We start from the raw sequence: 26,552 nt of genomic DNA, 5'->3' as shown, positions 1-26,552 counted from the left end.
AACATTTTAATAAAATGAATCGATTACTTAGCAAATTTCTGATTGTATGCAGCATAATTGTAATGTCAGCTTGCAAAGAAGACGTGGAATTGCCAGACAACCTGGCTGGATTTACAGCAACACAACAAGGAATTGAAGGTGAAGAGGCCACCGTTCAGATTGCATTGAGCCGCGCTGCAGACGTAGCTGTACCAATCAGCATTCAGTTGACGCCTACATTGGTTACTTATGACAAAGAATTTGTTACAGAGCCAGCAGCCACCAATAATGTACTTACTGTTACAATACCAAGCGGACAATCAAACGTTTCTTTCAAAGTTAAGAAAAAAGCAAATGTTTTCTTAAATGGTGATGAAACCCTAACTTTGAAAATAACTTCAGTAGGAACCCCTGTTTTAACTAACCAGAATACAGAATTGAAATTAAGCTTTGCTGCTATCACATCAACCGGTAGCACTCTAACACTGGAAGGCAAAACGGCTGAGTCACCTTATGCCAATGCCGTATATGCCGACTTAAGTGCCAATACTGCTACTTCAGTTAGCCGTAAAAGCTGGAACCTTGGTTTCTATCAGGGCGGTCAGTTCCGTGTTATCCTTAACCCGGGCTATCAATCGTCTGCCACTGCCACCACCAAAACAGATATTGCAGCTGTAACTTTGGCCGATGCTGACCTGGTACCAAACCTTAACTTCAGCCCTGGCGGAGAAGGAACTGCAGCTTTGGCTGACTCATGGGATGGTGATCTTACTAAAACCGTATTTGCCGAAGTTTCAGCTACTGAAGCCAACAACAAAGTATATCTTGTAGCTTTTGAAGGAAGCAAAGAAAAAAACCAATGGTATAAAGTAAAAGTAAACCGTAACGGCGAAGGCTATAAAGTACAATTTGCTAAAATTGGTGATGCAACTATCAAAACTGTTGATATCGCTAAAAATGCAGATGTAAACTTCAGCTTCCTTTCATTAGAAAGTGGTAATCTTGTTTCAGTTGAGCCACGTAAAACTAACTGGGATATCTCGTGGGGATATAGCACTTCAAATGCAGGTACGGTTCCTCCTACCCCATATTGGTTCCAGGATTTCGTATTGTTAAACTATTCAGCCGGAGCTGAAGCAGCCGAAGTACTTGAAAGTACTGTAACTTATGATGCGTTTGCAGAAGCTAACATAGCTACTTCTACTTTCCTTAAAACAAGAGATGCTATCGGCAGTAAATGGCGTGTAACCAGCGGTGCAACACTTGGTATCAGACGTGACCGTTTCTACGTTATCAAAGATCCACTTGGCAATGTATACAAATTGAAATTTGTAAGCATGGGCTTAGCATCTGACGGCGGCGAACGCGGTAAACCAGTGATTGAATACAAATTAGTAAAGAAAAAATAAAATAAGTTTAGATTCAGTGCTGAAAAAGGTCATAGAAATTCTATGACCTTTTTTTCATGCTTAGGCTTGTCAGATATAAACCTAGTGTTGGTCTAGCAATAGTATTCAATAGTCTATATTTTGCTTCTCACAGCCGATACCGTTCATTAGTACACCTGTTTTCTCGATATATTTGGTTATTATTTTTGTAAGTATCTCCTAAAATCTATAAATGTATTAAGAAAATTTTCTTATACTTGATAGATTTTAGAACCATCAAAGTCAACCCCCTCAATACTAATGAATAATTTTAATATTAACAGACGCCGGTTTTTACAAGGCGCATCAGCTTCCCTTGCCTTATCTACTTTTGGTGCAAGAGGAATGGACATTACCAATCCACCGGAAACATTTAGAGTAGCCTTAATAGGCACAGGCTGGTATGGCAAGAGCGACTTGTTCCGCCTGATACAGGTAGCACCCGTAGAGGTTGTGGCCCTGTGCGATGTAGATAAGAACATGCTCAATGAAGCAGGGAAACTGGTTAGCCAGCGCCAGAAATCGGGCAAAGTTCCTAAACTCTATACCGATTACCGCAAATTATTGGCCGATAATCAATTAGATATTGTACTAATTGGTACCCCAGATCACTGGCATGCCTTGCAAATGATTGATGCCGTAAAAGCCGGTGCGCATGTATATGTACAAAAACCGATTAGTGTTGATGTAATGGAAGGCGAAGCCATGGTGGCTGCTGCCCGTAAATATAACCGGGTGGTGCAGGTAGGTACACAGCGTAAAAGTACCCCGCATCTTATTGATGCAAAAAAGAATATTGTAGACGCCGGTTTATTAGGGAAAATATCACATGTTGAAATGTGCTGCTATTTCCATATGCGCAATAACGGGAATCCGCCTGTGCAACCTGTGCCTGATTTTCTTGACTATGAAATGTGGACAGGCCCCGCTCCTATGCGTCCTTATGATGGCCTGCCGCACATCAGATGGTGGCGCACATTTGAAGAATACGGCAATGGTATCATGGGTGATATGTGCATCCATATGTTTGACACTGTCCGCTGGATGTTGAAACTGGGTTGGCCTAAAAAGATCAGTTCTACCGGCGGTATTTATGTACAAAAAGACGGAAAATCTAATATTTCAGATACCCAATCGGCTGTTTTTGAATATGACGAACTGAACTGCGTATGGCAACATCGCACCTGGGGAACACCAAACAACCCTGACTATCCGTGGTCATTTACGCTTTACGGCGAAAAAGGAACACTATGGGCCAGTACCATGTCTTATGACTTCGTTCCGCAGGGTAAAGGTGAGAAAATACATAAAGATGTAGTTTATGAGCGTGAAAAATATCCTGAAGATTTAACAGAAGAGAGAATTGAGTTGAATGCAGCTCCGGCAACCCGCCTGCACATGCTCGACTTCCTTTCTGCTATTGAAAGTAAAGGCAGACCTGTAGCTGATATTCAGGAAGGACATATCTCAACAGCAAGTTGCTTATTGGCAAATATTTCGATGAAAATCGGAAGACCGGTTAAATATGACCCGATAAAAAGAGAAATTGTGGGAGACCGCGAAGCGAATGGACTTTTGGCGCGTCAATACCGCCAGCCGTGGAAACATCCGGATCCGAACAAGGTATGATACTAAAACAGAAGAGGCAAGCCAAGGCTTGCCTCTTCTGTTTTTTACTCAGCATTAAGCCTTCCATTTAATATTGCAACCCATACTCGGGTACTGAATTTCGGATATAAGTTGATTAGCCAGAATCGCACTCAATGCTCCACGCAGGTCGCTTCCTGTAACACGCTTTGGATTCGCTTCTCTTGGGCGCGAATCATCCAATCGTCCTCTGTAGCGTAAAGACAATTTCCCATCAAACACATAAAAATCAGGAGTACAGGCCGCATCATAAGCCCGGGCTACCTCCTGGCTTTCATCAAATAAATAGGGAAAAGTAAATCCGGTTTCTTCCGCAAAAACTTTCATCTTCTCCGGGCTGTCTTGCGGGTATTGCACAATATCATTTGAACTGATAGCAATAAAAGAGACACCTTTGGGCTGATAATCCTTCGCCAGACGCACCAGCTCATCTTTTACATGTAATACGTAAGGGCAATGATTGCATATAAACATGATGACAGTGGCTTTATCAGATTGTAAATCCTCTAAAGACACTATTTTATCGGTAGTTGTATCTGGTAATACAAACTGAGGCGCTTTTGTTCCTATAGGAAGCATATTTGATTCAGTGCGTGCCATACTTTATTATAGCAGAAGATTCTGCCACTTTTGATTTAATTTTTAATATCTACCCGGGGGTGACAACGCATTGAGTTGTCATATGTATAAATGGCTTAAACCAATTTGAGTTCAATTGGTCAAAGACACATAAACAGTTATAAAATTATGAAAAAACGATCAAAATTTCGCACAATGACATTAATAGCCATCTTTGCAATTTTAGCTTTATCGCTTTCAAGTTGCGTATACACCGGCAGGCCGGTTCGCTATTATGACAGACCTCCTTATGCGCACCGCCATTATGTAAGGGTTGAACCACGCGTGGTGGTTGTACAAAAACATCATAAACATGGGCACCACGACAGACGCCATCCTAACAAAAGTCGCGGAAGATATTAATTGAAGTTTTGTTTCTTAAACCATTCAATCGATTGAGGGTTTCTCATAGCATCCAAAGAAACCGCTTTTTCAATCGGAGTGCCCATCAGGATTTTCTTGATGGGCATTTCCATTTTTTTACCACTTATGGTATATGGAATCTCAGGAACTTCAAAAATAGCGTCAGGTACATGTCGTGGGCTGTATTGCTTCCGTAGCTGAGATTTGATCTTGGTTTTCAGTTCTTCGCTTAAAGCCCGGCCCTCGTCCAACACCACAAACAAAGGCATAAAAAAACTACCATCGCTTTTTTCTAAACAAATAATCAGGCTATCTTTTACTTCAGGTATGGCCTCTACAGCATTGTATACTTCTGCGGTACCAATTCTTACACCATCGCGGTTCAGGGTGGCATCAGACCTGCCGTAAATAATAATACCCTCATTTTCTGTAATCTTTATCCAGTCTCCGTGGCACCACACACCTTCGTACTTTTCAAAATAACTGCTTCTGTATTTCTCATTGCTGTTGTCATTCCAGAAATATAGTGGCATAGAAGGCATGGGTTGTTTAATTACCAACTCCCCTACTTCTTTGTAAACAGGATGTGCGTCATCATTCCATGCTTCAATAGCTGCTCCCAGCATCCGGCACTGTATTTCACCACTATAAACAGGTAAATACGGGCTACCACCCATAAAAGCACTACAAACGTCGGTTCCGCCACTCAGCGAAATCAGATGCACGTTTTTAGAAACATGCGCATAAATCCACTCAAAAGCTTGTGGAGGTAATGGTGACCCTGTGGAGCCTATGGTCTTCAATTTTACCGGATTTTTCAACAAAAATTCGTCCCCATGCTTCATATAGTTGATATAGAAAGCTGCACCACCCCCAAAGTGGTCAACCTTAGCATCCTTGGCAAACTGCCATAAAACATTAACATCAGGATAGGCCGGAGAACCATCGTACAGACAGAGCGTAGCCCCGCAAGCCAATGATGAAAGTGCGAAATTCCACATCATCCATCCGGTAGTGGAATACCAGAAATACCGCTCACCCACCTGCACATCCTGATGAAAGGCAAGTGCTTTCAGGTGTTCAAGCAGATTCCCGCCTGTGCTATGTGTAATTGCTTTGGGTTTTCCTGTAGTACCAGACGAATAAAGAATCCAGATAGGATGATTGAATTCAACGGGCGTAAATACAACCCTTTTCTGCGCTTTTGCATTGAGTATAGCCTCCCACTCAGCACTATCTACAATAATAGTTGTTTCTAGAGAAGGGAGTTGTTCTGAAAGCGTCTTAATTATTTCTGATTTATCAAAGAATTTTCCGCCATAGTGATAACTATTGCAGGCAAACAATGCTTTAGGTTCTATTTGTTGAAATCGGTCTATGAGGCTCTCTAAACCAAAGTCAGGAGAACAGCACGACCACACTGCACCTAATGCATTTACTGCCAGAAAAATAGCAATGATATCAGGAGTATTGGGGAGATAACCTACTACACGGTCACCTTTCCTGATACCCATTATTTGAAGATAAGCTTGAATGCCTGCTACATTTTCTTCCAATTCTTTCCACGAAATTTCTGTCAGTGGCTGTGTTTCAGACTGAAAAATTATAGCTGGTCTGTCTGAAGACTTGTACCGGAACAGATGCTCTGCATAGCTCAGTGTGGCTCCTGTGAACCACCGGGTTCCTATCATTTCATCAGATGCTTGTTGTAAAACAGATTGGTATTCAGTGTAGCTTTTTATTTCAAAAAAACGAAAAATGGTCTCCCAGAAATGCTCAATATTATCTACAGACCATTGCCATAGTGCATGGTAATCCTTGAATGACAGATTTTCACAATTTTGAAGCCAGGATTCGTATTTTTTTAGATTGGATTGCTCAATATAGCTGAGTGGAGGTGTCCATAATGGAATATTCATGCCCATTTCTTATTTTAAGGCAATAATATGAAGATAATTTTATATTTTAATTGTCATGGCAACTATTTTATCTCCAGTCAAAAGTGTATCTGTTATTTTTATATCCCTTCATTTCCATACTGGCAGCACCAATAGGAAACGCAATTTCAATTCGTATCGGCACCCGGTTTCTATCATCCGACACCCATATCTTTATGGCATCTTCCCCTTTAAACATTTCATTTTTAGGCAAAATAGGTGTCAATTTTATCACATCAATTTTACCGAATTTCGTTTTCACCACGCCTCTGCCATTATATTTTATTTTCATGTTGTAGATTTCATCATCAAAAAACATAGGCGCCTCTACTGTCTCGCCGATTTTCATTCTTGAAAAATCGATGATACGAAGAAAATAATAACCCGATACCACATCCTGAATATTATTAGGTAGATTAAAAGATTTTTTCTCGTTATTCTGTTCTCTTGTAGCAGAATTGTCAGAATGGTCGAAAAGTATTACCTGGTCTTTTTTATAATTGTTTTCCTGCAGGCTCATCAGGAATTTCTGTGGCAGGATGGCTGCCGTATCCAAATAAGTACGATAGGTGTTTCTGACATGAAAAATATCAGTAAGGCCGGTAGTACGCCCGAACACATTTACCCTGAAACACGCCCTATTATTGACAGAATAGATTTGCGGACTAACTTCCACAGTTGCCTCACCTACGGGCAATATGCCAAACTTAACTTTATATTCAAAATATTCCCCTGCTTTAAAGCTCGTATTAGGCACAAAGCGGTAAGAATCACCTACCACAAATGAAGAGGTAATGATTACAAAACCGACAAGCCATATTTTTACCATGTATTTCATCCCTGTTTTCAAATACAAAAAATGTGTGTGTTGCTAAAATACCAGGCTGCCCGAATATTTACTTTTAAGGTAAATCAGATACTTCTTAAAGTCTTTATTGAACTTTGCCTGAAACTCTTCTTCAAATTGATTCTGCTTACTCTGATAGGTCATATATGCTATAAAATATGCATTATTTATCTCGGCAATGGGCCTTGGCTTTCGCCTCAGTGGTTTTATTTCACCTTTCATCAACGTATCTGCAGAAGTCATTATTTTGCTTATCAAATCTAATTTCAATCGTGTCTTTTGTCCGGTAGTAACGTTCTTATTAAAACCGCTGTAAAGACTATCCAGCTTTTTAGCACCTCTTAGCAGGTGATTGCTGTATGCATCGCTGTATTTCTTCGAAAACCTGTATCTTTTCAGTTCTTCAGAATCTTTGCCGAATTTATAGGCAAGAAATCTGATAGCTCCGTAGTCGCCGATAAAATCGGCCAGATTCTCGTTAAACTCCAGATTATTCTTTACAAAAAGTGTTCCATGTGTTAATTCATGAATAATCAATGCCGCCAGCCTTCCATCAGAATGATAAAGCATCGAACTCAGAATCGGGTCTTTTAGATAGCCCAGCGTACTCCAGGCAGAAACTTCATTCAGTTGCGTATCAAGCCCCTCTTTCTTTAATTCTGTAATCTCTGCATCTGCCAGAGTTTTTTCAAAATATCCTTTATAGCTGAAAGTACCTATAATCGGGAAATGCCATTTTTTTGCTTTCAAAGCAAAGGGTTCACAGGCAGTCATTACCCACAAAATAGGTTTACCCTGCTGGTCGTAAAAGGATGTATAGTTTTTCGAAGGATTCAGACCCAGAGAATCAACAGCAAATTTTTTAATTTCCTGAATCAATTCAATTCGTTTTTTTAATGAGTCTGGAAAACTCTTATCGGCCATTACCTCAGTCACCGATCGGGTATTGAACATCACTTTCAACTGCCCTTTTGCCTGCCGGAAACCATATAAAGTGGCATCGAAATTAAACGCAACGAATCCTAAAACAATTACGAAGACTAAAAGAAAAAAATACTTGATAAATCTTTTGACACTTAGCCACATATAAATATCTCTGTTGAACGACCGTTTCCTTTTTAAAGAAAAACTTCCGATTGTATTTGAAACAAAAATAAAAGCCACTCTGTTCAGAATGGCTTTATTATTAACAATTATTAAATATTATCTGCTCAAATACAGGTTTCTTTCTGCATAAACTTTCAGGAAGAAATCGTCTGTTAAGTCCTTAATGAAATAAATACCTTCACCGGTCGATTTCATTTCAGGGCCGAGTTCCTTATTCACATTCGGGAATTTATTGAACGAGAACACCGGTATCTTGATGGCGTATCCTTTCTTGTAAGGTTTGAATTTAAAGTCTTTCACTTTTTTCTCACCCAGCATCACCTTTGTTGCGTAATTCACATAGGGCTCGCGATACGCTTTACAGATAAACGGTACTGTACGTGAGGCTCTCGGGTTGGCTTCAATTACATATACCTTTTCATCTTTAATCGCAAACTGTATGTTAATTAATCCCACTGTATTCAAGCCAACGGCAATCTTTCTGGTATATTCTTCAATCTGTTTAATTACATTTTCGCTTAAATCGAACGGTGGCAGCAAGGCATAAGAGTCACCCGAATGGATACCTGCCGGTTCTATGTGTTCCATAATACCGATGATGTATACATCTTTACCGTCGCAAATCGCATCAGCCTCTGCTTCGATCGCATTTTCAAGGAAATGGTCAATCAGAATGTTGTTATCAGGAATATCGTTCAGAATCTTCACTACGTGTTGCTCCAGTTCCTGCTCGTTAATCACAATTTTCATGCTCTGCCCACCCAATACATAGCTAGGGCGCACCAACAGTGGGAAACCAAGCTCACGTGACACCTCAACTGCTTTGTCGGCTGAACGAACCGTATCAAACAACGGATAAGGTACATCTAATTCTCTCAGACGCTCAGAGAATCTACCTCTGTCTTCAGCCAGGTCAAGGGCATCATAAGAAGTACCAATTATTTTAATTCCGTATTTAGTGAGTTTCTCTGCCATTTTAAGGGCCGTTTGTCCCCCCAGCTGCACAATCACACCTTCAGGTTTTTCATGCAGAATCAGGTCGTATACGTGTTCCCAGAAAACAGGTTCGAAGTATAACTTATCCGAAATATCAGGATCAGTAGAAACCGTCTCAGGATTACAGTTCAGCATGATGGTTTCATAACCACATTCTTTTGCTGCCAATACACCGTGCACGCAAGAGTAGTCGAACTCAATGCCTTGTCCGATACGGTTAGGGCCTGAACCCAACACCAATACTTTCTTTTTATCTGAACGTACCGATTCGTTGTCAGGGTTCTCCTGATTGGCGTTAAAGGTTGAGTAGTAATAAGGTGTTTTAGCCTCAAACTCTGCCGAACAGGTGTCAACACATTTGTATACGCGTTTAATGCCCAGTTCGTTTCTTTTACTAAATACCTGGCTTTCTTTACAATTCAAAAGATGCGCAATCTGGCGGTCTACATAGCCTTTTTGCTTTGCAGTAAGCAGTAAGTCTTTGGGCAGGTCGTCGATTGTAAATTTCTCAATGTCTTTCTCTAACAGAATCAATTCTTCAATCTGGCGTAAGAACCACTTATCTATCTTCGTAAGATTCTGTATGGTTTTGAACGAAAGCCCTGCTTTGAAGGCATCGTAAATATGGAAAAGACGATTCCATGACGGGTTCGCCAATGATTTCTTCAGGGCTTCCTGATCTCTCAATTCCTTTCCATCAGCACCTAATCCGTTTCTTCGGATTTCAAGCGACTGACAGGCCTTTTGAAGGGCTTCCTGGAAATTACGGCCAATACCCATGGTTTCACCTACAGATTTCATCTGCAGCCCTAATGAGCGGTCAGAACCAGGGAATTTATCGAAATTCCAACGAGGAACTTTCACGATTACGTAGTCAATGGCAGGCTCAAAGAATGCCGACGTGCTACCTGTAATCGGATTAATGAGTTCATCCAGATTGTAACCAATCGCCATTTTAGCGGCAATTTTGGCAATCGGATACCCGGTTGCTTTAGATGCCAGTGCAGACGAACGGCTAACACGCGGATTAATTTCTATGGCAATGATTTCGTCTGTATCAGGGTGTAGTGAGAACTGCACGTTACAACCACCTGCAAACTGACCGATACCGTTCATCATCTTAATGGCCATGTCGCGCATTTTCTGATAAATGGTGTCAGGCAAGGTCATAGCCGGAGCTACGGTTATCGAGTCGCCGGTATGGATACCCATCGGGTCGAAGTTCTCGATAGTACAGATGATTACAATATTGCCTTTGTTATCGCGAAGCAGCTCTAACTCGTATTCTTTCCAACCCATGATAGATTGTTCTACCAGTACTTCATGCACCGGCGAAGCATGCAAACCGTGGTTAAGCGCTTTATCGAAGTCTTCCGGATTATGTACAAACCCACCACCGGTACCACCCAGTGTGAAAGACGGACGAATAACCAGCGGGAAGCCTATCTCCTGGGCAATCTCTTTACCTTCCAGAAACGAACGGGCTGTACGTCCTTTACAAACGCCCACGCCGAGTTCCAGCATTTTCAAGCGGAACTTCTCACGGTCTTCGGTAGTTTCAATAGCCTTTATATCAACACCAATAATCTGAACATTGTATTTTTTCCAGACCCCACCTTTATCACAATCAATTGCCAGGTTGAGTGCCGTCTGGCCGCCCATGGTTGGTAAAACAGCGTCAATAGGTTTACCCATTGCCTTGTGTTTTTCCAGAATTTCAACGATTGATTTTTTCTCGAGTGGTTTTAGATAAACGTAGTCGGCGTTGATCGGATCGGTCATGATTGTAGCAGGGTTTGAATTAATCAAACTTACCTCAATACCTTCTTCCTTTAATGACCTTGCTGCTTGTGAGCCTGAGTAATCGAATTCGCACGCCTGACCTATAATAATTGGGCCTGAGCCTATGATAAGAACTGACTTAAGATTGGAATTTTTTGGCATTTTTTCTGTGAAGGGGTTTCGATTCGTTAATCGAAGAACAAAGTTAGTACAGAATTTTGATTTTATCGAAGATGCATCAGAAATAACTTAGAAAAATGCAACTAAAAAGCAAAAATATCTTATTAAACTTAATCACATTAACGGATTTGAAATAATTACCGGATACCGGCACTACCATTGGGCAGCGGTATCGTTGAAGATATTTAATACCAATTGATCAAGAATTTTAGGCACCAGAGAACCCTCAACCTGAGCTAAAGTTTGCTCTTGTGCGAAGTCCTGATAAAAGGAAAATTCTTTCTCAAAATTTTCGTCTTCATTCTTTGTATTGACAAATCTTACCTCTACCCTGATCGTAAGTCTGTTCATGGCTGCTTTATCGCTTGCTGTAGCGGCAACAGGTGTTAACTCATAACCTATAATAGACCCTTCCAGAAATAAATCTCCATCGGTAGGTTTTAATTTCAGGTCGGTGTTACGCTGATAATACTCTTTTAGTTTCTCGGTAAAAGTGAGTGTCAGGTTAGCGGGCCCTCCGGCAGTATTCATTACAAAATTCTGAATCGTGATTGTTTTCAGGTCGGCTGACACCTTCGCACTGGTAAACGAATAGATTTTGCACGAACCTATCAATAAGGATAAAACAAGAAAACCAGACAAAATCAATATAGTCCTGAACCGGGTTCTTTTTATGTTTCCGTTGTTATTCATCTTCAATATCATATTGCTTGATTTTTCTATAAAGCGTTCGTTCTGAAATACCCAGATCGGCTGCTGCATACTTACGCTTAAATCCGTTCTTTTTAAGAGCTTTAATTATCATTTCTTTCTCCTGCTTCTCCAATGAAAACGAATCTTCCTGTGTTTCGTGCGAAATATCTTCTATATTATTCCTATCATCCTGGATTTCGTCTATCTTGATGAAGCCATCGTTATCAACAGGCTGGTAAGACTGGTAAGGAGTCGCAGGAATAGGGCTATACACTGTTTGAGGCACTAATGACACGTTATCATCCTGATTAATGCCGTTAAACAGTTCACTGTGCTGTTTCATCATCTCCGGATTAATCTGCCCTCCCTGCATTAATGACAACACCAGTTTCTTAAGATCGGTCATGTCTTTCCGCATATCAAAAAGGACTTTATACAGCAAATCTCTTTCTGAAACACCACCATCGTTTCCGCCGTTCATACCTTTCAGCAAGGCTGGTAATCCACTGGCTTGTTCACGCGGGAGGTATTTGGCCAGCACCTCAGCAGAAACCAGTCTCTCCGTTTCAAGAATGGTAATTTGCTCGGCAATATTCTTCAACTGACGTATATTACCGGGAAACCGGAAACTCATCAGTAATTGCGTGGCGCTATCTGTCAGTTCAATGGGCTGAATATGATTCTTATCTGCAAAATCGGCTGAGAACTTTCTGAACAGCAAATCAATATCGTAGCCTCTCTCCCTAAGCGGTGGTACATAAATAGGTACTGTATTCAAGCGGTAATATAAATCTTCTCTGAACTTGCCTCTCTCTACCGCTTCAATCAGATTTACATTTGTAGCAGCCACTACGCGTACATCGGTTTTCTTTACCTTTGACGACCCCACCGGAATAAACTCTCCGTTCTCCAATACACGAAGCAAGCGTGCCTGTGTACCAATGGGTAACTCAGCTATTTCATCTAAAAATATGGTACCTGAATTAGTAGTCTCAAAATACCCTTTGCGGTCATCAATGGCTCCTGTAAACGAGCCTTTTACGTGACCGAATAACTCTGAATCTATGGTCCCTTCGGGTATTGCGCCACAGTTAATGGCAATGAAAGGGCCATGCTTGCGTGTGCTGAGCGCATGGATAATTTTTGAGAAAGATTCTTTTCCACTCCCACTCTCTCCGGTTATCAGTACAGTTAAATCGGTTGGCGCAACCTGTATGGCTATGCTCAATGCATAGTTTAATGCCGGAGCATTACCAATTATTCCAAAACGATTCTTGACTGATTGTATTTCTGCGTTGTTGGTCATTATAATTCTAAGCTAAAACTTCCTCTACTGCTTTTCCAATCAAAGTAGCTGCAGTACATTCGGTCACGAGCACATTTACGTAGTCTCCTTTTTTAAAATTTTCTTTCGGGAAAACAATCATTTTGTTCTGGTCATTTCTACCGCAAAGCTGTTCTGCCGAGCGTTTTGAGAAACCCTCAACCAGCACTTTATGCACTTTACCAATGGCCATCTGATTACGTTCCAGCGAATGTTTCTGCTGCTTGTTAATAACTTCTGTCAGGCGACGGCTTTTCACCTCAGCAGGTATATCATCAACCAGTTTTTTGGCAGCCGGTGTGTTGGGTCTTTCGGAATAGGCAAACATGTAGCCGTAATCGTATTTCACAAAATCCATCAATGAAAGTGTATCCTGATGATCTTCTTCCGTTTCAGTGCAGAACCCGGTAATCATGTCTTGAGAAATACCGCATTCCACACCCAGTATCTCACGTATTCTTTCTATTTTGCCCATATACCACTCACGGTCATAGGTACGGTTCATGAGTTCAAGCATACGACTGCTACCACTTTGTGCAGGTAAGTGAATATACTTACAGATGTTCTCATACTTTTTCATGGTATAGAGCACCTCGTCGGTAATATCTTTTGGATGTGAAGTAGAAAAACGCACGCGTAGGTCAGGGTGAACCAGAGCTACCATTTCCAGCAAATCAGCAAAAGTGATTGTGGTTTCAGTCTGATTCTCTTCTGTTCCTTTCCATTTGTACGAGTCTACGTTTTGTCCTAATAGTGTCACTTCTCTATAACCACGTTCAAACAAGTCTGTTGCCTCTTTTACGATAGAGAACGGATCACGGCTGCGTTCACGTCCACGGGTAAATGGCACCACGCAAAAGCTGCACATGTTGTCGCACCCACGCATAATGCTGATAAACGCTGTAACCCCGTTTGAATCCAGACGGATTGGTGTAATATCTGCATAGGTTTCTTCTCTTGATAGAAACACATTAACAGCCTTACGGCCATCTTCTACTTCATTAATCAGGTTAGGTAAGTCACGGTAGGCATCCGGTCCTACTACCATATCCACTATTTTTTCTTCTTCCAGAAACTTAGTTTTCAGCCGCTCTGCCATACAACCCAGCACACCAATCTTCACGTTGTTGTGCTTTTTCTTCATGGGCACTAAATGCTGCAGCCGATTCCTCACCTTTTGCTCGGCATTTTCACGAATGGCACAGGTATTCAGCAGAATCAATTCGGCTTCTTCGATTTTAGACGTAGTGGCAAATCCGTTTTCTCTTAAGATAGACGCCACAATTTCGCTGTCTGCAAAATTCATCTGGCATCCGTAACTCTCAATATACAGTTTGCGTTTGTTCTCGCCGTCTTCATCTACACTGATGCGAGCCATGTCTAAATCTTTCTTATCTTCTTCTTTCAGAATCTCTAATTTGCCTGTTACTAATTCCATGATTGCTAACCTTGATTTATTAATCACAACTCTGCTGATAAAAATAAAGTTCTGGTGCTTATCAGAAGCGTTGCTTAATTCAGACACAAAATTAAGATAATACTGACAGATTGTCAGCAATAAAAGAAATAATTTATGTTAAATCGCTTTATAGCGATTTCCCCTCTATCTAATTTGAATAATCCTTTGTATTTTGCCTGCTATTCAACCTTTAAACTATTGCTCTATGCCTTTGCTCATTACCGTTATTGGGCTTGTTGTACTCATATTGCTCATCTCCTATTTCAAACTGCATACTTTTCTCTCTTTTCTGGTGGTTTCTTTAGGAGTTGGTCTGGCGCTTCAAATGGCACCCGCACAAATTTTAACGGCCGTGCAGCAAGGTATAGGTAGTACATTGGGCTCAATCGTATCAATTATTGCCTTAGGGGCCATGCTCGGAAAACTCGTGGCGCAGAGTGGTGCAGCTCAGAGAATATCCGTAAAAATGATGGAAATCATTGGCACGGGGTATGTCCGCTGGGCATTCATGATCACCGGATTCATCGTCGGTCTGCCTCTTTTTTATTCAGTCGGTTTTATGTTGCTGGCTCCACTGGTTATTACGGTTTCCTATCGTTACAAACTACCCGCTGTTTATATTGGTCTGCCCATGTTGGCTTCGCTTTCTGTTACACAGGGGTATCTGCCACCTCACCCTGCTCCGCTGGCGTTAGTCAAACAATTTAATGTAGATATGGGGCTTACCCTTTTCTATGGTATCATTGTGGCTATACCGGCCATTCTGGTTTCAGGAGCTTTATTTGGTGCTACCGTGAAAAAATACGTTACCCTACCCAATAAAGCATTTATTGCCCCTGATTTACAAGAACACGAAATGCCTTCTACATTCATTAGTTTTATTTCAGTTCTTTTACCTATTTTACTAATCAGCCTTTCAACAATACTTACCTCCTACTTTCCGAAGGATTCTTTTATAGCCAATACCATCGTTTTTATTGGAGACCCTATTGTGAGTATGTTTATCTCAGTTTTATTCGCCGCCTACTTTTTGGGTATTAAGCAGAATAAAAAAATGGCAGAAGTAACCAATCTTTTAGGAGACTCCATCAAAGAAGTGGCCATGTTATTTCTGATTTTCGGAGGTGCCGGGGCTTTAAAACAGGTGCTGACTGATGGTGGTGTGAGCCAGTCAATTGCCAACATGATGCAGGCTTCATCGTTACATCCTTTGGTTCTGGCGTGGGGCATGGCAGCTATTATCCGTGTGGCGGTTGGGTCATCCACAGTTTCAGGTATCACTACGGCAGGATTTGTTGCGCCTTTACTGGCTACTTCGCATACAGAGCCCCATCTGATGGTTTTGAGCATCGGTGCGGGCAGTATGATGTTTTCACATGTGAATGATGCAGGTTTCTGGCTTTTCCGGGAGTATTTTCAATTATCAATGTCCGAGACCCTGAAAACATGGTCAGTAATGGAAACCCTGGTTTCTGTGTCAGGTTTAGCGGGTGTACTGGCATTAAATGCCTTCATTGGTTAATTAAAACGGATAACCAATGGCAAAATGGAAGACCGGATAATATTCGTTACTTCTGCCAAATCTTGTTTTGTCGAGCACAAACCTATCGCCCACGGCTCTCGATGGATCTATCACTTTCACTCCCCAGTCAAAACGGGCTATGAAATAATCGAGGTCAAGACGGATACCCGCGCCTGTGCCCACTGCAAATTCTTTGTAGAATCGTCCCCAATCAAAATTGGCTTCGTTATGTTTAGAGTTAATCTGGTACCATTTCCAGACGTTCCCGGCATCTATGAAGAAGCCCGCATTCCAGTTACCGATAAACCGGAACATAAATTTTCTGTATTCAATACTTCCTTCCAACAGAATATCACCCGGTTGCTGGAAAAATCTATTTCCCACCGTAACACCCTGCGCCGACCCAGGCCCCAAAGCCCTTGGCCGCCAGGCTCTGAGGCTGTTTGGTCCGCCAATAAAGAAGTTCTTCTCAAAAGGTAGTGCCTGATTATCGCCATAAGGATGCGCCACACCCAGATTAATGCGATAAGCCCATGAGTCTCGGGAATTGATGGGGAGATATCTTCTGAAGTCAATATTTACTTTTAAAAACCTGAAATAGGCTCTTTGATTCGTATCAATCGGGAATAGCTGATCTATGAATCTGATTTTGTTTCTGTCTGGAAAGAAATTAATAGCCGTACCGCCCGATTCCACAAAAATTCTCAGGTATTTGGCACTGATGTTTTTCCCCTGCACCTGATTATTAAATATATAACTTCCACTGATACTCGACACAAACTGAGGGTCAAACAATACTTTCAGGTTGTTTCCTCTCAATGATTCTGAAGTAAGAATCGAGTCAAAAGCATGGCTTTTGTATGGAGTGTTTATCAGGTTAATATCAAACGGAGAAATCTGAATGGTTTCATATTTCGACTTCAACCATGAGTAGTTGCCAGTTAGTCGGAACACCTGCCGGCGATACAATTGTTGCGAAGAGTTATTATAACTTAAAGCCACCTGCGTGCGCGGACTTTTCAGACTAAGCAGATTGGCAACCCTGTTAAAGAAAATAATCTTCGGAAAATTAAATGCAAGATTCGCTCCCAGCTCCCGGCTGCGTTGCACGGTAGTATCTAGTCCCGGTTGTCCTTCCAGATTCGCTCGTAGCCCCAACTCAGTGGTTTCCAATGCACTCAGCAAGTTTCTGGCTCTCAGAGACACATTGGCACCCCCACCCAGAATCCCGTTAATGTTATTGACATCAAAATTATAAGAGGCTGTATACTTAGGGTTAGTAGGTGCTATAATTTCGGTGCGTAAGCGGTTATCAGGCAATTGCGTAAAGCGGATGTTGGCAAAAGCAAACTGGTCTAAACCGTACAACTGGCGATTTGTTTCGTTTACCATAGAGATTCTGAAGAGCTGGTCCTGCCTGATCAGAATTTTTTTATCAAGCAGCCGGGTTGGGAATCTTTTTCCAATAAAAGTATAACTGATCCCATTATAAGTTGCCTTGGTAGTATCTCCTCCTGCAACAGGTTCGTTTGAAGGGTCAGCAGAAACAAAGTATACCGAGTCGAACCTGAATTGTTCATGCTGGTTTCTGAACGGAGGATTCCGGACAAGTATTTTTACATTGACTTTATAGTTACGCTTGACGTAGTCAGTCGTATCAATTTCGGCAGCGATCGAATTTTTAGCTACAAAGTTATAGTACCCTTCGTCTTTCAGAAGCAATTCTATTCTTCCTTTTTCAAGGGTTATGTTGTTCATGTCAATCCGCTCACCACTTTTTATTAACCGCGTGTGTGTTGATACTTTTAAGATGCTGTCTACCCTTGTATCTTCAATAGCATAAGTAACCGTATCTATGTAGTAAGCATTTTTTTCTTCGACCTGATACGTCAGTTTAATACCTCTTTTATTTGAGACCGAATCAATCTGATAACTAACCTTGTTGTCAAAAAAACCTTTATTATAAATGTATTTCTCAATGTTATCTGAAGTATGCCTGATAGCCGCTTCGGTAATTTTGGCCGGAGGTTCACCCACATTTTTCATCCACCAGTTTTCTTTGGTTTCGAGCCTGTCTCTATATATCGCTATTTTGCGTTGATATCGCTTTCGCTTTTTTTCTACTTCAATATCAAAATTAACCGGATTGGGCAAAGCCTTCAATCTATTTTCCCATCGGTCAAGGCGACCTTTAATTTTCTGCTCGCTATAAAAAGCTTTTCCCAGATTATATAATCCAACATAAGGTGTTACTGGTAAATTAAATGGGCGGCGGTTTGGCTTTTGTGTAGGAGGAATGAGGTACTCTAATTCCTCAGTTGAAATTTGTTTATTACCTTTGAACGTCAGAGCATGTAAACGGTATTCGTCAGGTGCCAGCTGAACTTCTCTTGAACAAGAAATTAGCAATATAAAAAGCAAAGGCAGAAATTTTACTTTATCAGACAAGACATTTCCTGAGGCTTTTGGAGTTCGTTTATGTCTTGACGATAAATTATAAAAACGCATAAATTATTCGGGTATGTTTTCTAAGCAACAACAAAAATACGTTCAATCCTTACAAATCAAAAAATATCGGCAAGAACACCAGGTTTTTTTAGTAGAAGGCGCTAAAAGTGTGCTGGAACTGCTCGACTCTGATTTCGAGATTGAGTTGCTGCTTTGCACATCTAAATTCTTTGATGAAAACGAAAAAAAACTCGAAAAAATATCAGCAGAGCAAATTTCTCAAGCAGAATTAGAGAAAATAAGCACCCTGCAAAGCAATGATGCGGCCGTGGGCGTTGCCAGAATGAGACCTAACGAATCGTTAGAGATCCTTGCCAATGAATTTGTTCTGGTGCTCGACGACATACGCGACCCGGGTAATCTTGGTACAATTATTCGCATTGCTGACTGGTACGGTATCAAAAAAATAGTTTGTTCAGACACAACTGTTGATTTCTATAACCCGAAAGTAGTTGCAGCTTCTATGGGATCATTTACACGTGTACGAACCTTTTACACAAATCTGAATGAATATTTTGGCCAACAAAAAAATAAGCCTGCTGTAATTGGTACTTTTTTAAACAGTGCCAATATCCATCAGTTTTCATTTCCAGAGTCCGGATATATCGTGTTGGGCAATGAGTCTAACGGTATCGGTGAAAATGTGGAGCAATTTGTAACTGATAAGGTGACGATTCCCCGATTCGGACAGGCGGAGTCTTTAAACGTAGGCATAGCAACTGCCATTGTACTTGACAATTTAATGCGAACCCATCAATAATCTATGAGCACCAACTATTTTGAGGGTAAATCCTTCGAAAAAATTGATTTTAAACTTAATCCTTTACCCAAAGGTGAATATGAAGACTGTAAGTTCAGTAACTGCAATTTTGCTGAGATACATCTTTCTACTTACATTTTTTCCGAATGCGTTTTTAAAGACTGCAACCTGAGTATGGCGCATACCAGAGGAACTTCATTTAAAAATGCAAAATTTATAGACTGCAAATTGCTGGGTGTGCATTTCGACCAGTGCAATCCTTTTCTTTTTGAGGTGGGCTTTCAGAATTGCCAGCTCAACCTCTCAACCTTTCTAGGCCTAAACCTTAAAAAAACAATATTCAAGGATTGTGTATTGCACGAAGTCGATTTCTCAGATGCTGATTTGAATACGGCCGTTTTTGAAAATTGTGATTTAACCAGAGCCGTTTTCGGTAATACCAACCTCGAAAAAGCGGATTTTCGTTCGGCTTATAATTACTCCATTGACCCCGAGCGCAACAAAATGAAAAAGGCAAGATTTTCTGCACAAGGCTTAGCCGGTTTGTTAGAAAAATACGGCATTGTTATCAGCTAAGACTTATTGATGCTGATTTCAAATAATCCGAGAGTAACACCCCAATAGTGTTTAGGTAAATTTCCGGAAGCGTCAACCAACTTTTTGCCTACATAGGCAAATCCGGCATTAATATAGATTTCATGCAGCCGGGCATTATCCTGCCAGGTATCCAATCGCACATAGTCTAGTCGGTTGTTTCGTGCAAAGCCGATTGCCCAGTCGGTAATTATTTTCACAAATCCTCTACCCCTGAAATCCGGGTTGGTACAAATACGATGGATGTAGACAGCTCCGTCTTTGTCTTTTTCATCCCAAATGTCAGGGTCATTCAGTGCTGTCATAAATACACAAGCCACTTGGCCATCAATCATTATTTTCCATTGGCGGCTTTCCTCTATTTCCTTTATTATCACAGGCCTATCAAACCCTTTCCAGACCAGATTACTAACCGCTTTCTGGTGAGCAATGGCATTGTCATAAAAGCGCATCAAGGTTTCTAAATCATTTATCCCGGCATTAACTATTTGCATGCTTATCTATTTTTTCACAAAAATTTGCAAAGAAAAATTATTCTCCAAATATTTGCGTAACTAATTACGTAAATACTTACATAAGATGGATTTAATATCTGATTTAGGCGCACTGGCACTAGGCAGCCGTTTAAAAAGACTAAGCGACCGCATGATGAAGTCGGTTTCTGAGATATATAAAAGTTCTGGAGTTGACTTTGAGTCGAAGTGGTTCCCTATGTTTTATCTGCTGAGCAAAGAAGGCGAGAAAGGAATTATGGAAATTGCCGAAATATTAAATATTACCCACCCGGGAGTTATTCAGATTGCGAAAGAAATGGAAAAAGCAGGTTGGATAATATCAGTAAAATCGGGAGCAGATGCGCGGAAAAGGCATTTAAAGCTTACGGAAAAAGCCTGGCAGCAATTGCCACAACTGGAAGAAATGTGGGTGAGTTTTAAAGAAAACAATGAGAAAATAATTCGTGCTTCTGAACACAACATTCTGCTGGCGATGCAGGAAATAGAGGATTTTCTCGACAAAAACAATTTCAAACGCCAGTATTATGAAACTTTTGAGGAATTGAAACAACCAAAGATTGATATAAAGTTATTCGAAGAAAAATATCAGACACAGGTAGAAGAAATGGTGCTGGGTATTCAGAACGGCGAATTTAACCTGGGCTTAACAGCCCAACGCCAACCGGATTTACATAATCTGAAAGCCTTTTATAATGACCGTGGAAACTGGCTATGGGTAGCCACCAACAACAATGATGAGGTAATCGGCTCTATTGGGTTGGAAAGACTCAACCACGAACAGGCAGTTTTAAGAAAGATGTTTATCAAAAAGGAATACAGAGGTAAAACACTGGGTTTAGCTCAAAAGTTACTCGAAATATTACTTGCTGAAGCCCGCAAACAACATTTAAAAGAAATATTGCTTGATACTCCTCTGGTAACTCATGCAGCCCATCGCTTCTATGAACGCAACGGATTCGAGCTAATCAGTAATGATTCAGTTCCTGCAAATTATTTGCTTCCTAAAGGTATCAAGCTGAAGATTTACCGACTCGTATTATAAAGTAACGCGTTTCACTCTGTATTTAATCAAAAAAATTGCCGCCGAAATACATCAGCGGCAATTTGTCTGTAATCCATTTAGCTATTATTCAATCTCAAATGCACTATTTCCTACATTTTCAAAGACTATCTCACCATTGCTATCCAATTCCATCATGATAACAGAATCTTTAAGCACTTTTCCGGCAAGTATATCTTTCGAAAGTTCATTCAGAATCTTGCGTTGCAACACTCTCTTCAAAGGTCTGGCGCCAAAGCTTGGGTCATAACCTTCTTCTCCGAGTTTCGCCAGCACCTCTTCTGTTGCCTCTAAAGTTATACCCTGCTCAGCAATACGCTCCTGAATCTGTTTAAACTGAATGCCGATAATCTTCTGCAGATTTTGTTTGCTCAACGGTTCAAACAATACAATCTCATCAATACGGTTCAGGAACTCCGGTCTCACATAGGTTTTCAATTGGTCAAGCACGGCATTTTTTGCTTCCTCCAGAATCAAGTGGTAATTCCAACCTTCGTTCTCGGCAAATTTCTCCTGAATAATATTACTTCCCATGTTCGACGTCATGATAATAATCGTATTCTTGAAATTCGCCACGCGGCCCTTATTGTCGGTCAGGCGGCCTTCGTCCAATACCTGCAGCAGAATATTCCAAACGTCGGGGTGAGCCTTTTCAATCTCGTCAAGAAGTACCACACTATAGGGTTTTCTACGGATTGCCTCTGTCAATTGTCCACCTTCATCGTATCCTACGTATCCCGGAGGGGCTCCCACCAGACGGCTTACGGCATGGCGCTCCTGATATTCACTCATATCTATTCTGACCAGTGCATTATCGTCATTAAATAGATACTGGGCAAGCGCTTTTGCCAATTCTGTTTTACCAACCCCGGTAGGCCCTAAGAAAAGGAAACTACCAATCGGGCGTTTAGGGTCTTGCAAACCTGCTCTTGAACGACGCACCGCATCGGCCACTACCTGTATGGCTTCGTCCTGGCCTGCCACCCTGTGGTGTAATTCCGTTTCCAGATGCAGCAACTTTTCACGCTCACTCTGCAGCATTTTGGCTACAGGTATGCCCGTCCATTTAGCTACTACTTCTGCTATATTCTCTGCCGAAACTTCCTCATTCAATAAGGTAGCCTGCTCATTATTGGCTTCTTTCTGAATTTCGTTCAGCCTGTTATTGGCTTCTACCAACTTACCGTAACGAATTTCGGCTACTTTACCGTAATCACCGGCACGTTCGGCCTGTTCAGCTTCCAGTTTCAGTTGCTCAATTTGCTCTTTCAACGAACGCAATTCATTGATAGACCCTTTTTCATTTTCCCATTTGGCTTTCAGTTCATTACGTCTTTCGCTCAAATCGGCAATTTCTTTATTCAGAATGCTCTCTTTATCCTTATTGCTTTCTCTGCGAATCGCCTCTCTCTCAATCTCCAACTGCATAATCTTGCGATTCAGTTCGTCCAGTTCCTCAGGCATTGAGTCCATTTCTAAACGTAACTTAGAAGCCGCCTCATCCATTAAGTCAATGGCTTTATCAGGCAGAAAACGGTCTGATATATATCGGTCTGATAGCTCCACAGCAGCAATCACCGCATCATCCTGAATACGTACCCCATGGTGCAATTCATATTTTTCTTTAATACCCCGTAGAATCGAAATGGCATCCGGCACATTAGGCTCATCAACCATCACTGTTTGAAAACGTCGTTCCAGAGCTTTATCTTTTTCAATATATTTCTGATACTCGCTCAAGGTGGTTGCACCAATCGTATGCAACTCCCCTCTCGACAAGGCTGGTTTCAGCAAGTTAGCGGCATCCATCGCACTTTCACCGCCGGCTCCGGCGCCAATCAGGGTATGAATCTCGTCAATGAAAAGCACCATCTCTCCTTCCGAATCAGTCACCTCTTTGATAACCGCTTTCAGACGCTCTTCAAACTCACCTTTATATTTGGCACCTGCAATCAACAAACCCATATCCAACGATACAATGGTTTTAGATTTCAGGTTTTCAGGCACATCGCCCGATACTATTCTTTGTGCCAGTCCTTCTACAATGGCTGTTTTACCTACACCGGGCTCACCCAAAAGAATCGGGTTATTCTTGGTACGACGCGACAAAATCTGTAAAACTCTTCTGATTTCATCGTCGCGGCCAATCACCGGGTCGATTTTGCCTTGTCGAGCCAAATCATTCAGATTTTTGCTGTAACGCCCAAGGGCTTGATAAGTATTTTCTGCGTTCTGGTCTTTCACTGGATTGTTTTTTCCTCTCAATTCCTGTATAGTGGATTTTAGTTCTTTTTCTTTAAAACCTGTTTCTTTCATCAGGTTGGCCACCGAATCTTTACCCGACAATAAACCCAGATAAAGCAATTCGATACTGACAAACTGATCATTAAATTCTTTCAGATAGCTTTGCGATTTAGTCAGTGCAGCAGAAAGGTCATTTCCCAGATATGCCTGTGCGCCGCTTACTTTCGGATAACCGTTCACGATGTCTTCCAACCGACTGACGAGCAAATCCTGCTTAACATTCAGCTTGCTCAGAATAAACGAAGATGTATTGGCATCTTCCTCCAACACAGCCTTTAGCAAGTGGCCGGTTTCAACCGCCTGTTGCATGTTTCCCTGAGCAATCTGCACTGCCTTCTGGATAACCTCCTGTGCCTTTATGGTATATTGATTAAAGTTCATAATTTCAGAATTTCGTATAGCCCACTATTCACAAAAAGTATGCAGAACGGATGTTTTCGGAAAAATTGACAGAAAAACCACAGAAAATGCGCCAACAACGAAGACAAAACGACCGATTTTAAGTATTTGTTTGAGTTTTTTAGCATTTTTGAAGTCTTATTCTGACAACATGCTTTTCGAAGACACCTACACCACTATAGACAAACCAACCGAAGGACTTTTCAAAGACAGGGGAAGTAAGTTTCTGGCCTTTGCTTTTCCAATCAGTAATGAACAAGAAGTGAAGAAACAGTTAGATACCCTGCGTAGCTTGCACCCAAAGGCCAATCATCATTGTTATGCATATCGCCTGGGCACAGACCGGAATCAATTCAGGGTCAATGATGATGGCGAACCCTCAGGTTCTGCGGGCAGACCGATACTGAATGTGTTACTTTCTAAAGATATAACCAATGTGCTGGTAGTAGTAGTCAGGTATTTTGGAGGTACACTGCTGGGAGTGCCCGGGCTTATTAATGCCTATAAATCGGCTACGGTAGAAGCGCTGGCCGATGCCCAAATGATTGAAAAAACCGTGAATGATATCTATGAAGTCAGCTTTGACTTTGAGTTCATGAATGACGTGATGAAGGTGATAAAAGAATTCTCATTGAAAATAAGTAATCAGGTATATGATAACCGCTGCACACTTACGACAGAAGTAAGAAAGGCTGTCTTGAATCAGGTACTTACAAAAATTGAGAAGATTGATAGCGCTGCAACTAAATATATAACAACCATATAAAAAAAAAGCAAGGCACAGGGCCCCGCTTAATTTTACTTATTTAATTTATAGTTTGTTAGAAGATCCTCGAAAATGCTACTGCAACAAATACAAAGATAGATGCCCACATAGGTACACGGCGTGCTTTGTATACTGCCACTTTAAAAACTTTCAGATACTCAAGTCTTAGCCACACCATTACGGCCAACAACAAAAACATAACCGCACTCGCAAATTTAAAAGCCATTGCGTGCAAAGGATTCTGCGAGAAAAACAGGAAGACATTCACAATCAAAAGTAGGATTCCAAGAAGAATAAATACTTTAGATGTCCAGGTATAAGTTTCTTTGTCTATGTTATTTCTCATGATTTTGTTGTTTAAGTATGCAAATGTAAAATATTTATTAAGTCTGTGTCAAGTATTTTTAAATAAATTTTGTCGCTACTGCATATCACAAAATAATATTCTGACAATGTTCTTATTTACGTACTTTTAAATATTAGAATAATACAATAAATATTTTACAAAACAGACAAAATAAGGATTCAAAAGAGGCTTATTCGCTTCAAAAAAAATAAAAAACCCGAAAAATAGGTTTCAAGAGTATATCATACATACTGATTAAAAATATAACTTTTTCTACATTACTTTGAGTGTACATTTATTTTTCAGCCAATTACCTGCATAACTACCATTTTAAAGAATCAGCAGCACGTGAATGAAAATTAAGCGAATGAGAGAGAGAGAAAGGGGCATTTATTGACCCGAATATAAAACGGAGAATAGAAACAGCATAAAATAAAAAAACAATAGCATTTCATGTCATAACAAGAATGCTATTGTTTTATGGATTAGGGCCGAATGAAAGAAATTCTTATTTCTCTTCAGTCGCAGCCTTTTCGATATTTTCTTTTACTTCACGAGAAGCATCTTTGAATTCACGGATACCTTTTCCTAAACCACGAGCCAACTCAGGAAGTTTTTTCGCTCCGAAGAAGAATAGGACAACGACCAAAATCAAAACCATCTCAGTTGTTCCAAGACCAAACATGATGTAATAAGTTTAAAGTTTTCAACAATTAATTTAACACAAATATAAACGAAATCAGAACAATTAAAAAATTAAATTGCACTTAAAATCCATTACTCAGATTGCGGCACCTTCTTTTTCCACTGTTCAAATTTCTCAATTTCATTGCCGATACTTGTAATAATAAACATCAGCAAAGCGACGTCGTCGGTTAGTCCGACAAAAGGCAACATATCCGGCAGTAAATCTATTGGTGATATAAAATAGACAAACCCGGCTATCACTTTCAGGAGATTCTGAATCTCTATATTTCTATATTCGCCTGTGGCATATGCTTTCAGCAAGCCACCCAACAATACAATTTTATCGCGCAAGATGTCTACCGTGGTGCCCACACCCAGACTCTGTACTTTGACAAGCGCCACTCTTAAAAGTTTAAGCAAGCTATGCGCATTTCTTGCGAGTCTTGGTGCTTTTCTTAACGCAGTTTTATAAAATGCTGATTCCAGCACTTTTGAAAGCAATTGGTTGGTATCTGATGCCATGCAGGGTTTAAAATAGCTATTATACGGTTAATAAACGTATTAATTGTTAAAAAAGATAAGGCTCTAAGAAAAAATACAAAAAAAACGCTTAAAAACCTTGTATTATATTAGTTTTGTCCAATAAATTTGAGCAAAATTTCTTAATCGTCCTTTATTGGGTACGCGTACCGAACAGGTATTTTAAAAACATATGTATTTATACGCAATTGA

The 26,552-nt window shown here is 40.7% G+C and carries 22 protein-coding genes; 8 read left to right on the top strand and 14 right to left on the bottom strand.

The genetic code is table 11. From position 1 onward, the window contains the following. Positions 1–14 precede the first annotated feature (14 nt). Together AC1RRY_RS07385 and AC1RRY_RS07380 are read left to right on the top strand one after the other, a co-directional pair. Positions 15–1,388 carry an HmuY family protein gene (locus AC1RRY_RS07385; protein ID WP_492816904.1) on the top strand — a complete coding sequence of 458 codons (1,374 nt, stop codon included), beginning with the start codon at positions 15–17 and terminating at the stop codon, positions 1,386–1,388. A gap of 279 nt (positions 1,389–1,667) precedes the next feature. Further along, the gene (locus AC1RRY_RS07380) at positions 1,668–3,035 is read left to right on the top strand and encodes a Gfo/Idh/MocA family protein (protein ID WP_492816906.1); all 1,368 of its coding nucleotides are present in this window, start codon (positions 1,668–1,670) and stop codon (positions 3,033–3,035) included. A gap of 54 nt (positions 3,036–3,089) precedes the next feature. Here the strand turns inward: AC1RRY_RS07380 and AC1RRY_RS07375 are convergent, their stop codons facing one another. Beyond that, positions 3,090–3,653, bottom strand: a complete 564-nt coding sequence (locus tag AC1RRY_RS07375) for a thioredoxin family protein (RefSeq protein ID WP_492816908.1) — start codon at positions 3,651–3,653, stop codon at positions 3,090–3,092. A 174-nt stretch (positions 3,654–3,827) separates the two neighbouring features. Between AC1RRY_RS07375 and AC1RRY_RS07370 the strand changes: the two genes are divergently transcribed. Then, on the top strand, positions 3,828–4,034 hold the full coding sequence (locus AC1RRY_RS07370; protein ID WP_492856519.1) for a hypothetical protein: 207 nt from the start codon (positions 3,828–3,830) through the stop codon (positions 4,032–4,034). Here AC1RRY_RS07370 and AC1RRY_RS07365 read toward each other — a convergent pair. The 7 genes from AC1RRY_RS07365 to miaB form a co-directional block, all read right to left on the bottom strand. Next, on the bottom strand, positions 4,031–5,953 hold the full coding sequence (locus AC1RRY_RS07365) for an acetoacetate--CoA ligase (RefSeq protein WP_492816912.1): 1,923 nt from the start codon (positions 5,951–5,953) through the stop codon (positions 4,031–4,033). The two genes, AC1RRY_RS07370 and AC1RRY_RS07365, sit on opposite strands and share 4 nt — an antisense overlap. 67 nt (positions 5,954–6,020) lie before the next feature. Beyond that, entirely contained in the window at positions 6,021–6,800 is a 780-nt protein-coding gene (locus AC1RRY_RS07360) for a DUF3108 domain-containing protein (RefSeq protein WP_492816914.1), read from the bottom strand. Between the two features lie 42 nt (positions 6,801–6,842). Further along, complete coding sequence (locus tag AC1RRY_RS07355) at positions 6,843–7,982, bottom strand: aminopeptidase (RefSeq protein WP_492816916.1); 1,140 nt, start codon at positions 7,980–7,982, stop codon at positions 6,843–6,845. Between the two features lie 39 nt (positions 7,983–8,021). Beyond that, a complete protein-coding gene (gene carB, locus AC1RRY_RS07350) occupies positions 8,022–10,865 on the bottom strand; it encodes a carbamoyl-phosphate synthase large subunit (protein WP_492816918.1) in 2,844 nt (947 codons plus the stop codon). A gap of 171 nt (positions 10,866–11,036) precedes the next feature. Next, the gene (locus tag AC1RRY_RS07345) at positions 11,037–11,576 is read right to left on the bottom strand and encodes an LptE family protein (protein WP_492816920.1); all 540 of its coding nucleotides are present in this window, start codon (positions 11,574–11,576) and stop codon (positions 11,037–11,039) included. After that, a complete protein-coding gene (locus AC1RRY_RS07340) occupies positions 11,569–12,882 on the bottom strand; it encodes a sigma-54 interaction domain-containing protein (protein ID WP_492816922.1) in 1,314 nt (437 codons plus the stop codon). The genes AC1RRY_RS07345 and AC1RRY_RS07340 overlap by 8 nt, the downstream gene beginning before the upstream one ends. A 7-nt stretch (positions 12,883–12,889) precedes the next feature. After that, positions 12,890–14,338, bottom strand: a complete 1,449-nt coding sequence (gene miaB / locus AC1RRY_RS07335; protein ID WP_492816924.1) for a tRNA (N6-isopentenyl adenosine(37)-C2)-methylthiotransferase MiaB — start codon at positions 14,336–14,338, stop codon at positions 12,890–12,892. Between the two features lie 226 nt (positions 14,339–14,564). On the opposite strand from miaB, the gene AC1RRY_RS07330 reads away from it, so the two are divergent. Further along, positions 14,565–15,881, top strand: a complete 1,317-nt coding sequence (locus AC1RRY_RS07330) for a gluconate:H+ symporter (protein WP_492816926.1) — start codon at positions 14,565–14,567, stop codon at positions 15,879–15,881. Here AC1RRY_RS07330 and tamL read toward each other — a convergent pair whose 3' ends face one another. Beyond that, on the bottom strand, positions 15,882–18,389 hold the full coding sequence (gene tamL / locus AC1RRY_RS07325) for a translocation and assembly module lipoprotein TamL (RefSeq protein WP_492816928.1): 2,508 nt from the start codon (positions 18,387–18,389) through the stop codon (positions 15,882–15,884). A 13-nt stretch (positions 18,390–18,402) separates the two neighbouring features. Here tamL and AC1RRY_RS07320 point away from each other — a divergent pair, with 13 nt between their 5' ends. After that, positions 18,403–19,149, top strand: a complete 747-nt coding sequence (locus AC1RRY_RS07320; RefSeq protein WP_492816930.1) for a TrmH family RNA methyltransferase — start codon at positions 18,403–18,405, stop codon at positions 19,147–19,149. A gap of 3 nt (positions 19,150–19,152) precedes the next feature. Then, on the top strand, positions 19,153–19,725 hold the full coding sequence (locus AC1RRY_RS07315; RefSeq protein WP_492816932.1) for a pentapeptide repeat-containing protein: 573 nt from the start codon (positions 19,153–19,155) through the stop codon (positions 19,723–19,725). On the opposite strand, the gene AC1RRY_RS07310 is transcribed toward AC1RRY_RS07315, so the two are convergent. Next, positions 19,722–20,237 carry a GNAT family N-acetyltransferase gene (locus AC1RRY_RS07310; RefSeq protein ID WP_492816934.1) on the bottom strand — a complete coding sequence of 172 codons (516 nt, stop codon included), beginning with the start codon at positions 20,235–20,237 and terminating at the stop codon, positions 19,722–19,724. The genes AC1RRY_RS07315 and AC1RRY_RS07310 overlap by 4 nt on opposite strands. A gap of 85 nt (positions 20,238–20,322) precedes the next feature. Here AC1RRY_RS07310 and AC1RRY_RS07305 point away from each other — a divergent pair, with 85 nt between their 5' ends. Further along, positions 20,323–21,300: a bifunctional helix-turn-helix transcriptional regulator/GNAT family N-acetyltransferase gene (locus AC1RRY_RS07305; protein ID WP_492816936.1), complete on the top strand. Its 978-nt coding sequence runs from the start codon at positions 20,323–20,325 to the stop codon at positions 21,298–21,300. An 84-nt stretch (positions 21,301–21,384) separates the two neighbouring features. On the opposite strand, the gene clpB is transcribed toward AC1RRY_RS07305, so the two are convergent. After that, the gene (gene clpB / locus AC1RRY_RS07300; protein WP_492816938.1) at positions 21,385–24,003 is read right to left on the bottom strand and encodes an ATP-dependent chaperone ClpB; all 2,619 of its coding nucleotides are present in this window, start codon (positions 24,001–24,003) and stop codon (positions 21,385–21,387) included. Between the two features lie 169 nt (positions 24,004–24,172). Between clpB and AC1RRY_RS07295 the strand changes: the two genes are divergently transcribed. Beyond that, entirely contained in the window at positions 24,173–24,787 is a 615-nt protein-coding gene (locus tag AC1RRY_RS07295; RefSeq protein WP_492816940.1) for an IMPACT family protein, read from the top strand. Between the two features lie 55 nt (positions 24,788–24,842). On the opposite strand, the gene AC1RRY_RS07290 is transcribed toward AC1RRY_RS07295, so the two are convergent. The 3 genes from AC1RRY_RS07290 to AC1RRY_RS07280 form a co-directional block, all read right to left on the bottom strand. After that, positions 24,843–25,133, bottom strand: a complete 291-nt coding sequence (locus AC1RRY_RS07290; protein WP_492816942.1) for a hypothetical protein — start codon at positions 25,131–25,133, stop codon at positions 24,843–24,845. Positions 25,134–25,641: 508 nt separating this feature from the next. Further along, entirely contained in the window at positions 25,642–25,818 is a 177-nt protein-coding gene (locus AC1RRY_RS07285; RefSeq protein WP_101728451.1) for a Sec-independent protein translocase subunit TatA/TatB, read from the bottom strand. A 92-nt stretch (positions 25,819–25,910) separates the two neighbouring features. Beyond that, entirely contained in the window at positions 25,911–26,342 is a 432-nt protein-coding gene (locus tag AC1RRY_RS07280) for a YkvA family protein (RefSeq protein ID WP_492816945.1), read from the bottom strand. Positions 26,343–26,552 lie beyond the last annotated feature (210 nt).

This window comes from Emticicia sp. GW821-FHT11C11 (genome assembly GCF_058808615.1).
This window is presented reverse-complemented; position numbering and strand designations above follow the sequence as displayed.

Coding starts and splice junctions, on each gene's coding strand:
- AC1RRY_RS07385 (WP_492816904.1), top strand. CDS start 15: ATGAATCGATTACTTAGCAAATTTCTGATTGTATGCAGCATAATTGTA.
- AC1RRY_RS07380 (WP_492816906.1), top strand. CDS start 1,668: ATGAATAATTTTAATATTAACAGACGCCGGTTTTTACAAGGCGCATCA.
- AC1RRY_RS07375 (WP_492816908.1), bottom strand. CDS start 3,653: ATGGCACGCACTGAATCAAATATGCTTCCTATAGGAACAAAAGCGCCT.
- AC1RRY_RS07370 (WP_492856519.1), top strand. CDS start 3,828: ATGACATTAATAGCCATCTTTGCAATTTTAGCTTTATCGCTTTCAAGT.
- AC1RRY_RS07365 (WP_492816912.1), bottom strand. CDS start 5,953: ATGAATATTCCATTATGGACACCTCCACTCAGCTATATTGAGCAATCC.
- AC1RRY_RS07360 (WP_492816914.1), bottom strand. CDS start 6,800: ATGGTAAAAATATGGCTTGTCGGTTTTGTAATCATTACCTCTTCATTT.
- carB (WP_492816918.1), bottom strand. CDS start 10,865: ATGCCAAAAAATTCCAATCTTAAGTCAGTTCTTATCATAGGCTCAGGC.
- AC1RRY_RS07345 (WP_492816920.1), bottom strand. CDS start 11,576: ATGAATAACAACGGAAACATAAAAAGAACCCGGTTCAGGACTATATTG.
- AC1RRY_RS07340 (WP_492816922.1), bottom strand. CDS start 12,882: ATGACCAACAACGCAGAAATACAATCAGTCAAGAATCGTTTTGGAATA.
- miaB (WP_492816924.1), bottom strand. CDS start 14,338: ATGGAATTAGTAACAGGCAAATTAGAGATTCTGAAAGAAGAAGATAAG.
- AC1RRY_RS07330 (WP_492816926.1), top strand. CDS start 14,565: ATGCCTTTGCTCATTACCGTTATTGGGCTTGTTGTACTCATATTGCTC.
- tamL (WP_492816928.1), bottom strand. CDS start 18,389: ATGCGTTTTTATAATTTATCGTCAAGACATAAACGAACTCCAAAAGCC.
- AC1RRY_RS07320 (WP_492816930.1), top strand. CDS start 18,403: ATGTTTTCTAAGCAACAACAAAAATACGTTCAATCCTTACAAATCAAA.
- AC1RRY_RS07315 (WP_492816932.1), top strand. CDS start 19,153: ATGAGCACCAACTATTTTGAGGGTAAATCCTTCGAAAAAATTGATTTT.
- AC1RRY_RS07310 (WP_492816934.1), bottom strand. CDS start 20,237: ATGCAAATAGTTAATGCCGGGATAAATGATTTAGAAACCTTGATGCGC.
- AC1RRY_RS07305 (WP_492816936.1), top strand. CDS start 20,323: ATGGATTTAATATCTGATTTAGGCGCACTGGCACTAGGCAGCCGTTTA.
- clpB (WP_492816938.1), bottom strand. CDS start 24,003: ATGAACTTTAATCAATATACCATAAAGGCACAGGAGGTTATCCAGAAG.
- AC1RRY_RS07295 (WP_492816940.1), top strand. CDS start 24,173: ATGCTTTTCGAAGACACCTACACCACTATAGACAAACCAACCGAAGGA.
- AC1RRY_RS07290 (WP_492816942.1), bottom strand. CDS start 25,133: ATGAGAAATAACATAGACAAAGAAACTTATACCTGGACATCTAAAGTA.
- AC1RRY_RS07285 (WP_101728451.1), bottom strand. CDS start 25,818: ATGTTTGGTCTTGGAACAACTGAGATGGTTTTGATTTTGGTCGTTGTC.
- AC1RRY_RS07280 (WP_492816945.1), bottom strand. CDS start 26,342: ATGGCATCAGATACCAACCAATTGCTTTCAAAAGTGCTGGAATCAGCA.